At 53.4% G+C, this 10,343-nt stretch carries 2 protein-coding genes; both read left to right on the plus strand.

All coding sequences use genetic code 11. The features are described 5' to 3' along the window. Window positions 1-500: 500 nt before the first annotated feature. Window positions 501-4,607: a hybrid sensor histidine kinase/response regulator gene (locus IC229_RS35120; protein ID WP_190893721.1), complete on the plus strand. Its 4,107-nt coding sequence runs from the start codon at window positions 501-503 to the stop codon at window positions 4,605-4,607. 250 nt (window positions 4,608-4,857) lie between these two features. Beyond that, a complete protein-coding gene (locus tag IC229_RS35125) occupies window positions 4,858-10,029 on the plus strand; it encodes an FG-GAP-like repeat-containing protein (RefSeq protein WP_190893723.1) in 5,172 nt (1,723 codons plus the stop codon). The last annotated feature ends 314 nt before the right edge of the window (window positions 10,030-10,343 follow it).

A 10,343-nucleotide genomic window follows, 5' to 3' on the forward strand; every position in this document is an offset into this window, starting at 1 on the left:
ATTTGAGTGAAACAATTTACTGAATTGTCTCTTCTCATTTTCACCCCTTTTGTCCACTTTCATTTGACGACGTACACTAAACCATCTCTTCTCTTTTCACCCGCATCTGTCCACTTTTACTTGACGACGTACACAAAAGTCAGCCCAAAAGTAGGGGGGTGGGTTGGCTGGAAACGATAAGAATTCGGCCAAATACCATAAAAAATCGGCCAAGACATCCCCAGGAAACCCTAAATGGAAACCAGGAAGCTACTGAAGCAAGTCTAGGTGGAAACGTCGAGGGACGCAGCGGATAAAGTCTCTGGAAATATATATGGAGAGTAGGCGCGTGCACAGACCACGGATGTCTAAACCAAGCCTATTTTTTGAGGCCAGGAAGGCCAATTTTAGCGCAATAAAGTTAGATTTGTCACAGCCTTTCCTTAATCAGTAACTAAACGGGGGATACTTATTGGCTACACTTCCGCGAAAAGGAAGTAGGCTGATCACCTCAATCTGGTATGAACTTATACATACCGTCGATCATACGCGTTCTGGTTTGTTTGATGTGCCTGCTGGTCCCATCAGGCTGGCTTGGAGCGCAGTCGGTTCGTTTTCCCCAACCCGAATTTATCACCGATCGGCAGGGGCTGCCCCAGGCTGTTGTTCAAAGCATTCTGCAGGATAAACAGGGGTTTATCTGGGTCGCCACCCGCGATGGTCTCTGCCGCTACGATGGCTATCGATTCAAAGTCTTTCAACCCGACCCCGACGGACGACCCTCGCTCTCCTTTGCCGGCATCAATCAAATCAAACTGGATCGCCAGGGGCGGATCTGGATCGTTTCCGAGCGGGGGGATATCGACATTTTCGACCCTCGGACTGAAACCTTTATCAATTTCTCCCGGCAGGCCGCCTTTCGCCGATTGGTAAAACCCGGTAATACATATATTTTTCGCATCGACCGAAAGAATCGACTTTGGCTGATGATTCTTGGCCATGGCATCATTTGCTGGGATATCAACAAAAAACAGGGGCACTGGTTTCATCACCTACCCCACCAAGCCGCATCGATCAGCAGCGATGGGGTGTACGATGCGGTAGAAGGAGCGGATGGGACGATTTGGCTGGCTACGGCTAACGGACTGGATCGATTTGAGGAAGCTAGCCTCAGTTTTAGCCACTTGCGTCACCAGCCAGGTAATCCCAATTCACTACCCCAGGATTCCTTAGCTGCCGTACGTCTCCGACCGACCGGCGAGCTCATGCTCTTCTCCCGGCACTACCTAACCCTGCTACAGCCACGCACCGGCCAACTACGCTCCTACCGGTTGCCAGCTCAGGGAAGCGAATGGCTAGAGGTCCATTCGGCCATTGACCAGCAGGGAACAGTTTATTTCGACCAGAACAATATTCTGTTTCGCTTTACCGAGCAGGAGGGTGTCCAGATCGCTACCCGCTGGTATCAGCGCAATGAGGACTGTAGAAGTTTATTCATCGATCAGACCAACGTACTCTGGGTCGGCACCGATGGGGCTGGAATTCGTACCTACGATCTACAGCCCCCTCCCTTTCAGACGCACAAATACCGCCGTAACTTTTATCAGGATCTGCTTACCAATGATTCGTTGGGGCTGCTCCCCGTTTCTTCGGCGGTTCTGGCTAGGCTGAGCGGCTTGAGCAGCTATAATTTTCGGTCGACCTTCGATACTGCGGGCCGTTTCTGGTTCAACGTGGGTAGCTCGGACCTCTACCGACTGGATCGCAAAACGGGTCAGACCGAACACTTTCCGCTGCCTATTTCCTTTCACTGGAAATTCCCGGGTGATATTCCCTGTCCAATGACCACCGACCTCCAAGGACGTGTCTGGGCGGTACATGACTCGGTAGCCTTTTGGTTCGATGAGACCAACCGACACTGGACCCAGTTCGCTTACCGGGTGCCTAACCAAAGTTTTATTAGTCCTGTCACCGAACGGAATCCCGTCACCGAACTGGTGGTTGATGATCAAGCCCTGTGGCTAGCCAGTCGGGCAAGGGGGCTGTGGCGACTCGACCGCAAGACAGGAAAGACACGGCAATTTATCAACCAGCCGGTGGACTCCACTTCGCTCAGTAGTAATTCGTTGTATTGCATCTCGGCCGATCCTGACAATAGCAACTGGCTGTGGATCGGCACCTTTGGCAATGGGCTGTGTCTGTTCGATAAACGAACAGGGCGCTTCCGTCGGTTTACCCAAGCCAATGGACTACCCAACAACGTCGTGTATTCAGTGAAACCGGACCGCTTCGGCTATCTGTGGATAGGAACAAACAGAGGCTTATGCCGGATGGATCGCCGGACGTTTACAACCCAGACCTTTACCCATGAAGACGGTATCATTGCTGACGAGTTCAACAGTTATCACTACGTTCAGTTTCCTGATGATCGGTTGCTGATGGGCGGACTGGAAGGCATTACCGGGTTTGATCCTCGGCAAGTTGGCCAGGATAGGTTTGAACCCGCTGTTGAGCTGACCGAGCTGCAACTTAATAATCAGGTTATTCAACCGGATCGGCCGGATATCGACGTAGTGGACAGTAAGACGTTCTCAAAACGGTCGCTGCTGGGTCGTTTACCCATCCAGGCTACGGATCAACTGAGTTTAGCTTATAACCAGAATTACCTGACCCTTCAATTTGCTGCTTTACAATTCAATCGACCGGCCAAAAACCGGTACCGCTACCGATTGGATGGGCTGGAAGAGACGTGGAAGGAAACAGCCCGGCCTGAAGCCGGTTATACCAACCTACCACCGGGTGATTACGTAATGATACTCAATGCGGCTAATACCTCAGGCCGCTGGAGTCGGCATGTGCGTAAACTGGCTATTACTATCCAGCCACCCCTCTGGGCCACTTGGTGGGCCATAATCTGCTATGTGCTGTTGGGTTTAGGCCTCGCCTGGGGTTTGCTACGTTCTTACTTATACCGGCTGCGACTTCAGCAATCGGTTCAACTACAACAGCAGGAAGCCGACCAACTCCGGGCCGTCGCTACGCTTAAAACCAATTTTTTCACCAACATCACCCACGAGTTTCGTACACCACTAACGCTCATTCTGACCCCTACTGAACAGATGGCGAGCGAGGATTTGGGGCCTAAAAACCAGCGAAGACTGCAAACCATTGAACAGAACGCCCATCAGCTGCTGGGATTGATCAATCAACTGCTGGACTTATCCAAGCTGGAAGCCAGTATGATGCCCATCCACGAGTCGAGAGGGAATCTGACCCAATTCATTCGGCACTGGCTGAACCCCTTAACCGACCAGGCAACAGCTCAGGGGCTTAGCCTACTGTTTAACTCCGAAGTCACCGGAGACTATTGGTTCGATGCCGAAAAGCTGGAACGTATTGTCTATAATCTGGCGGCCAATGCCATAAAATTCACCCAAGTCGGCACAATTACCGTATCGTTGATGGATGTATCGGGACGTATTCGATTAACAGTTGCCGATACAGGCTTTGGTATTCCGGCTCAGCACCTTCCTCATATTTTCGACCGCTTTTATCAGGTTGGTGATGCGACACTCCGACCGTCGCTCCGGGATGCCGCCGGGCTGACGGCCGGACCACGGCGCACCGGTTCGGTTAGTGATAATGATACGGTCACTACGTCGGGTACAGGTATCGGTCTGGCACTGGTTCAGGAACTGGTCCAGTTGCAGGGGGGGCAAATTTCCGTCGAGAGCCAGCTAAACCAGGGCACTACGTTCGTGGTCGAGTTGCCCTATCGACGGGTTGATACGTCGGAAGCGGAACCAGACGGAGCTGCTACTTCGAACCCGGAAGTTAACGACGATGCCTGGTCATCCTCGGATAAACCGGCCGAAGCCCGCTTGCTGGTGGTGGAAGATAATGATGAACTGGCCCGGTTTATTGTCGAAAGTCTGCCTCAGCACTACCGCATTCGACGGGCCGTCAACGGACGAGATGGGCTAGAACAAGCCCTGGAGCATCTACCGGACCTAATCATCTCGGATGTGATGATGCCCCTGATGGACGGCTTTACCCTCTGCTCTCAGTTGAAAACCGACCTGCGCAGCAGTCATATTCCCATCATCCTGCTGACAGCCAAGTCTTCGTCCGAGAATCGGCTGGCGGGCCTCTCGCTGGGGGCCGATGATTACCTGACCAAGCCTTTTCAGCTAGCCGAACTTCAACTGCGGGTGCGCAATCAACTGGTGAGTAAACAGCGGCAGCGGGAGTGGGTACGGGCCAGTCTGAGTAATCCCAATCCGGCTTCGTTCCAGCCGCCCTCCGAACCCACCGACCCGTTTCTGACCCGCGTATACGCCTTACTCGAAGCAAACCTGAGTGACTCTGGGTTTGGCCTCGAGCAGATCACGCTAGAGCTGGGCATGAGCCGCAACAACCTTTTTCGCAAAGTAAAAGCCCTGACCGATCTGACGGCCATCGATCTGCTACGTAACTTCCGGCTGAAACGGGCTGCTCAACTTCTGCGGTCAGGCGTTTCGGTGAGTGAAACGGCCTACCAGGTGGGTTTCGAGAGCCCGGCCTACTTCAGTAAATGTTTCCGTGACCTCTATCATCTTAGTCCCCGCGAGTTTGCCGCTCAATCCTGATTAGGTAGCCTACTGGCCTTCAATAGCTAGCTGGCTTCCATTTAGGGTTTCCTGGGGCTTCTTGGCCGAATTTTTATGGTATTTGGCCGAATTCTTATCGTTTCCAGCCAACCCCGCCCTCTACTTTTGGGGGACATAACCCCCCACCCAATAGCCTTATCGAACCGGTTTGATGCTCAGTCGGTCGGGAGCTCGACGGACCATCTGGCGGGTGTTACGTTGTTATCTACCCTTTTTTACCAATTCACGTATGAAAACAAATTTACTTGTTCGCTTCCTGTTTGTAGTTGGGCTATGGGTGCTGAACCAGGCCAATAGCTGGGCCCAGTGTTTTCAGGATATGTCAGGCTCTCCATTCGCGTTGGACTCAGGCCCTCTTTCGTTGACGATTGGGGACTTCAACGGCGATGGTAAACATGATCTGGTCACTGCCAATGGAAACAACTACGTCTCGGTGCTACTGAACAATGGCATGGGTGGATTTGGAGCTGTTACCAAATTTACGACGGGTAATTCCCCTAGTGCTGTGGCGGTGGGTGATTTTAATAACGATGGTAAACAGGACCTGGTCACCGCCAATTGGGATGATGACTTCACCGTTTCGTTGCTGTTGGGCAATGGTACGGGAGGATTCGGAGCCAAGACCGACTTCCCGGTGGGCGATTATCCCCATTCGGTGGCGACTGGGGACTTCAACGCCGATGGTAAACTGGATCTGGTCACCGCCAATGGAGTGGGCAACGTATCGGTGCTGCTGGGCAATGGCGCGGGCAGCTTCGGGGCTACTGTTAATTTTTCGGCGGGCTCTGAACCCTATTCGGTAGCAGTAGGAGACCTCAACGGCGATGGTAAACTGGATCTGGTCGTCGCCAATCTTACCGGCCGCAACGTATCGGTGTTGCTGGGCGATGGCGCGGGGCGCTTCAGTGGGCCCACCAACTTTCCGGCGGGCAATGGTCCTGCTGGTGTGGGTATAGGAGACTTCAACGGCGATAGTAAACTGGATCTGGCTATCGCCAATGAAGGCAGCGACGATGTCTCGGTGCTGCTGGGTAATGGGGCGGGCAGCTTCGGAAGCCCCACCAATTTTCCAGCGGGAATTGGACCCTATTCGATAGTTGTTGCAGATTTCAATGGCGATGGTGAACTGGATCTGGCCACTGGCAATTCTTTCGGTCACAATGTCTCGGTGCTGCTGGGCAATGGCGCGGGGGAATTTGGAGGGCCTAGCAATTTTCCGACGCAACTTACCCCTTATAATGTGGCCGTGGGAGACTTTAACAGCGATGGTAAACTGGACCTGGCTGCCGCCAATCTTCTTGACCACTCTATATCAGTGCTTATTAACTGCCCGTTTACCCTTTCGGCAGCCGCCAGTCCCAATCCGGTTTGCGCGGGTACTACGGTGGCCTTGTCGGTAACGGCTGCCGGCGGCACGGCTCCCTATTCCTACACCTGGGCGGCTCCCCCGGGCATTACCCTCTCAGCCACCAGCACCTCAGCGGTCTCGGCCAGTGTGGGGGCAGCCCTGAGCGGACTCCAGACCTTTACCGTGACATCAACTTTCATCGGGGGCACACGCATCGCTACCACTCTATTGAGTGTGACGGTCAATGCCCCTCCCTCCCTCAGCATTAATCCCAGCACCGGAACCCCGGCTGGTACTACGTTGACCTGCGCCAATCCTGGGGTGAGTCTGTCAGCGGTGGGCAGCGGAATGTATCACTGGAACACCCAGGCTACTACCCAAGCCATTAGCGTTACGTCGGCGAGTACCTATTCGGTTACGTTGACGGGCACCAATGGCTGTACAGCGGTGGCTAGCATCCTGGTTAGTCAGGAACCCGCTCCCTCGGTCAATGTGGTCAACAGTCAGACGGTGTGTGCGGGTTCGACGGTAGCGCCCATTACCTTTAGTGGTACCGCCAATACCTATACGTGGACCAACTCCAATCCGGCTATTGGTTTAGCGGCCAGCGGAACGGGGACGATCAGTTCATTTACAGCCACCAATAGCGGACCAACGACTCAGACGGCTCTCATCACCGTCACGCCCCAGTCCGTGGCAACTTCACTCTATCTGGCTGCATCAAACACAACCTCTGGTCAACCTGGTTCGGTGCAGGTGTATGACCCGGTGTCCAATGCTATTCTGTCCACCATACCTGTGGGGATAAATCCACAAAATGCAGCGGTCAGTCCCGATGGCAGCCGGGTCTACGTGACCAATAATGATTCTCGCACTGTCAGTGTCATCAATCCGGCCAATAACGCTGTTTTGGCGACGATCAATACAGGCACATTTTCACCAGTGGGTATAGCGGTAAGTCCTGATGGCAGCAAGGTTTACCTCACGGATGGTAATTCTCGAGTAGACGTAATTAATGCGGCCACCAATACCTTGAGTACCACCCTCACGGGATTCAATGGGGCTTTAGGTGTGGCTATTAGTCCCGATGGGAGCCGGGTCTACATTGCCAATAATAATACGAATAGGGTCAGTGTGCTGGATGCGACCACCAATACCATCTCGACCACCATTGGGGTAGGGACTAATCCTCGAGCATTGGTCGTGAGTCCGGATGGGAGCCGGGTCTATGTAGCAAACTTTGGTTCCAACCGCGTAAGTGTGATCGATGCGACCACCAATACCATCTCCGCCACTATTGCCGCAGGGGGTGGCCCTCAAGGGATAGCCATTAGCCCCGATGGCAGTCGGCTTTATGTAGCTAATTATACCGTCGGTAATGTGCGAGTGATCAATACGGCCACCAATACCATTTTAACGACTGTGAGCGTCGATGCTAATCCGGTAGGTATCCAGGTGAGCCCCGATGGCCGTAAAATCTATGTCGTCAATACCGGTTCACAAACGGTGAGTATCATTGACGCAGCCACTCTGTCGGTGGCTACGTCGGCCACCTTCCCGAGTGGCTTTAACCTTGCCGTTAATAATGGTTCTTTTATCCGACAGGTGAGTTGCTCGGGAACACCGGTGAGTTTTAAGATCACTGTGACGCCTGCTGGCACCGCTACGTTGGTAGCCAGCAACACCATGCTAACCTGCGCGAATCCTACCGCTACGCTCACGGCTACGCCAGCCGCTCCGGGCACCACGTACCAATTTAGTGGGCCCGGTATCGTGACCACCAGCCCGACCAGCAACACGGCGCTGGTCAATGAGGGAGGCATCTACTCCGTGACGGTGAACACCACCAGTGGCTGCTCCAGCACTCGTTCGCTGACCCTCAGTGAGAGTAAGACCACACCGACGGTGAGTATTACGCCAGCTTCCGCTACGTTGACCTGTAGTAGTCCTTCGGTGAGTTTAAGTGCGATTGGCAGTGGGAACTTCCGCTGGATTACCGGAGCGACTACTCCCACGATTAGTGTTACGTCGGCGGGGCCCTATTCCGTTACGTTGACGGGCACCAATGGCTGCACGAATACGGCCTCGATCAGCGTGAGTGCCAATCAAGCTCCGCCTTCAGTGAGTATCAATTCTTCGATCGGAACGCCGACCGGTACTACGTTAACCTGCGCTAACCCGGTCGCCAGCCTGAGTGCGATAGGTACTGGTACATATCGCTGGAGTACGGGAGACACTACGCCCACCATCTCGGTCAGCATAGCTGATACCTATTCCGTTACGTTGACGAGTACCAATGGCTGTTCGCGTACGGCATCCGCCAGCGTGAGTGCCGATCAAACTCAGCCTTCCTTAACGTTGAGTCCGTTGAGTGCGACCTTAACGTGTACCACTCCAGCCGTGAGCTTGAGCGCAATCGGTAACGGTACACTACGTTGGAACACGGGAGCTACTACGTCGGTCATTAGCGCTACGTCAGCTGATACGTATTCGGTTACCTTGACGGGCGCCAATGGCTGTTCCCGCACGGCATCCAGCAATGTGAGCGTCGATCAAACTCCTCCTTCAGTATCTATCAATCCCAGCATCGGAACGCCGACCGGCGCTACGTTGACCTGCGCCAATCCTGGGGTGAGTCTGTCAGCGGTGGGCAGCGGAATGTATCACTGGAACACCCAGGCCACTACCCAGGCCATTAGCGTTACGTCGGCGAGTACCTGTTCGGTTACGTTGACGGGCACCAACGGCTGTACATCGGTGGCTAGCATCCTGGTCAGTGAGGACCAAACTCCACCTTCGGTGAGCATCCAGCCTGCCAGTGCTACGTTGAGCTGCACTACGCCGACGGTCGGTTTGAGCGCTGTTGGCAGTGGTACGTATCGCTGGAGCACTGGTGTCACTACGTCCAGTATCTCCGTCAGTGTGGCTGATACCTATTCGTTGACGCTCACCGGTGCTAATGGCTGTACGGCTACGGCCAGCGCCAGCGTGATTTACCAGAACTGTGCGCCCACGGTAACCAATGCCGTTCCACCCCAATCGGCGACAATCGGGGATGCCTTCAGCTACACCATCCCGGCCAATACGTTCGCCGATGCCGAAACGCCCAACAGCCTCACGTTGGCTGTTAGTGGACTACCCGCCGGTCTGAGTTTCGTTTCGCCCAATACCATCACGGGTACACCTTCCACCACGGTAGGCTCGCCCTTCAACGTGACGGTGGTAGCTACCGATCCCGGTGGTTTGTCAGCCAGTACCAGTTTTTCGCTGACGGTGCACCCGCGTAGCTTTGCCATCACTGGGGTAACCATGCTGGACTGTAATCATATCAGCTATTATGAACGACGGATCAACTTCACCGTCAGCTTTGAAGCCACCAATAGTCAACCCATCAGCCTGTCGGTCGTTAATGAGATTTCCACGATCACCATCAATGAGCCTTATCAATTGAACCTGTTCACCGATAATCCGGTGATTGTCTTCAAAGCTCGTCAGCAGGGTACACCCGGTGAAGCTAGTTTTGCTTACAACTGGCTGGCTTTCTGTGTCAATGGTAATCCGAGAGTGAAAAATGCCATTCCGCCCCAGTCAGCTACGGTTGGTCAGGCATTTAGTTATACCATTCCGGCCAACACCTTCACCGATGCTGAAACACCCAACAGCCTGAGCTTATCAGTAGTGGGTTTACCATCAGGTCTGAGTTTTGTGGCTCCTCGCACGATTACTGGCAGTGTATCGGCCACAGCCAACTCTTTCTACAGTGTGACGGTGACTGCTACGGATGCAAGTGGTGGATCGATCTCCACTGTGTTGCCCTTGAGTGTGGTGAATCCTACCGGTTGCGCGAACATGTACAGCGTAAAGGATGGGGATTGGAGTGATGCAAGTATGTGGTCTTGTGGGCGAGTACCGTTGCTTACCGATATAGTGACCCTGAACCATGCAGTGAGTTTGCCCGCTTCTTATCAGGCACAGGCCATGCGGGTGATTTATTCGCCAGGCAGTCGTCTGGTGCTGGGGAATACTAGCCGGTTACGGCTGGGTGGTAACTAGTCCATCTTGACCCCCCATGTTAAAAAAAACGGTTTTCGGTTTTGTGACATGGGGATCATACATCCCTAAATATTTACGGATTCACCATCACTTTAAACGCCCCAATTCTGAAGCAGATACATAAATACTGCTTCGTCTCACACAGGAGCCTTATTTGAGAATGCAATATTTGATAGATTAGCTGCCATTTAAGCTTTTATACAATTGATTTGGATGATTGAGGATAGTCTTACATTACTAGTGTTTCTTAAAGACTAAGTAGTGGGGTATAACTTGTGCAGCCTGACTCGGGCCTCTTTGGTGGTAAATTGCCA

This window comes from Spirosoma profusum (assembly GCF_014699005.1).
GTDB classification, from domain to species: domain Bacteria; phylum Bacteroidota; class Bacteroidia; order Cytophagales; family Spirosomataceae; genus Spirosoma; species Spirosoma profusum.

What these genes read in the sequence shown, in the direction of transcription:
- IC229_RS35120 (WP_190893721.1), top strand. Translation starts at nt 501, where the DNA reads ATGAACTTATACATACCGTCGATCATACGCGTTCTGGTTTGTTTGATG.
- IC229_RS35125 (WP_190893723.1), top strand. Translation starts at nt 4,858, where the DNA reads ATGAAAACAAATTTACTTGTTCGCTTCCTGTTTGTAGTTGGGCTATGG.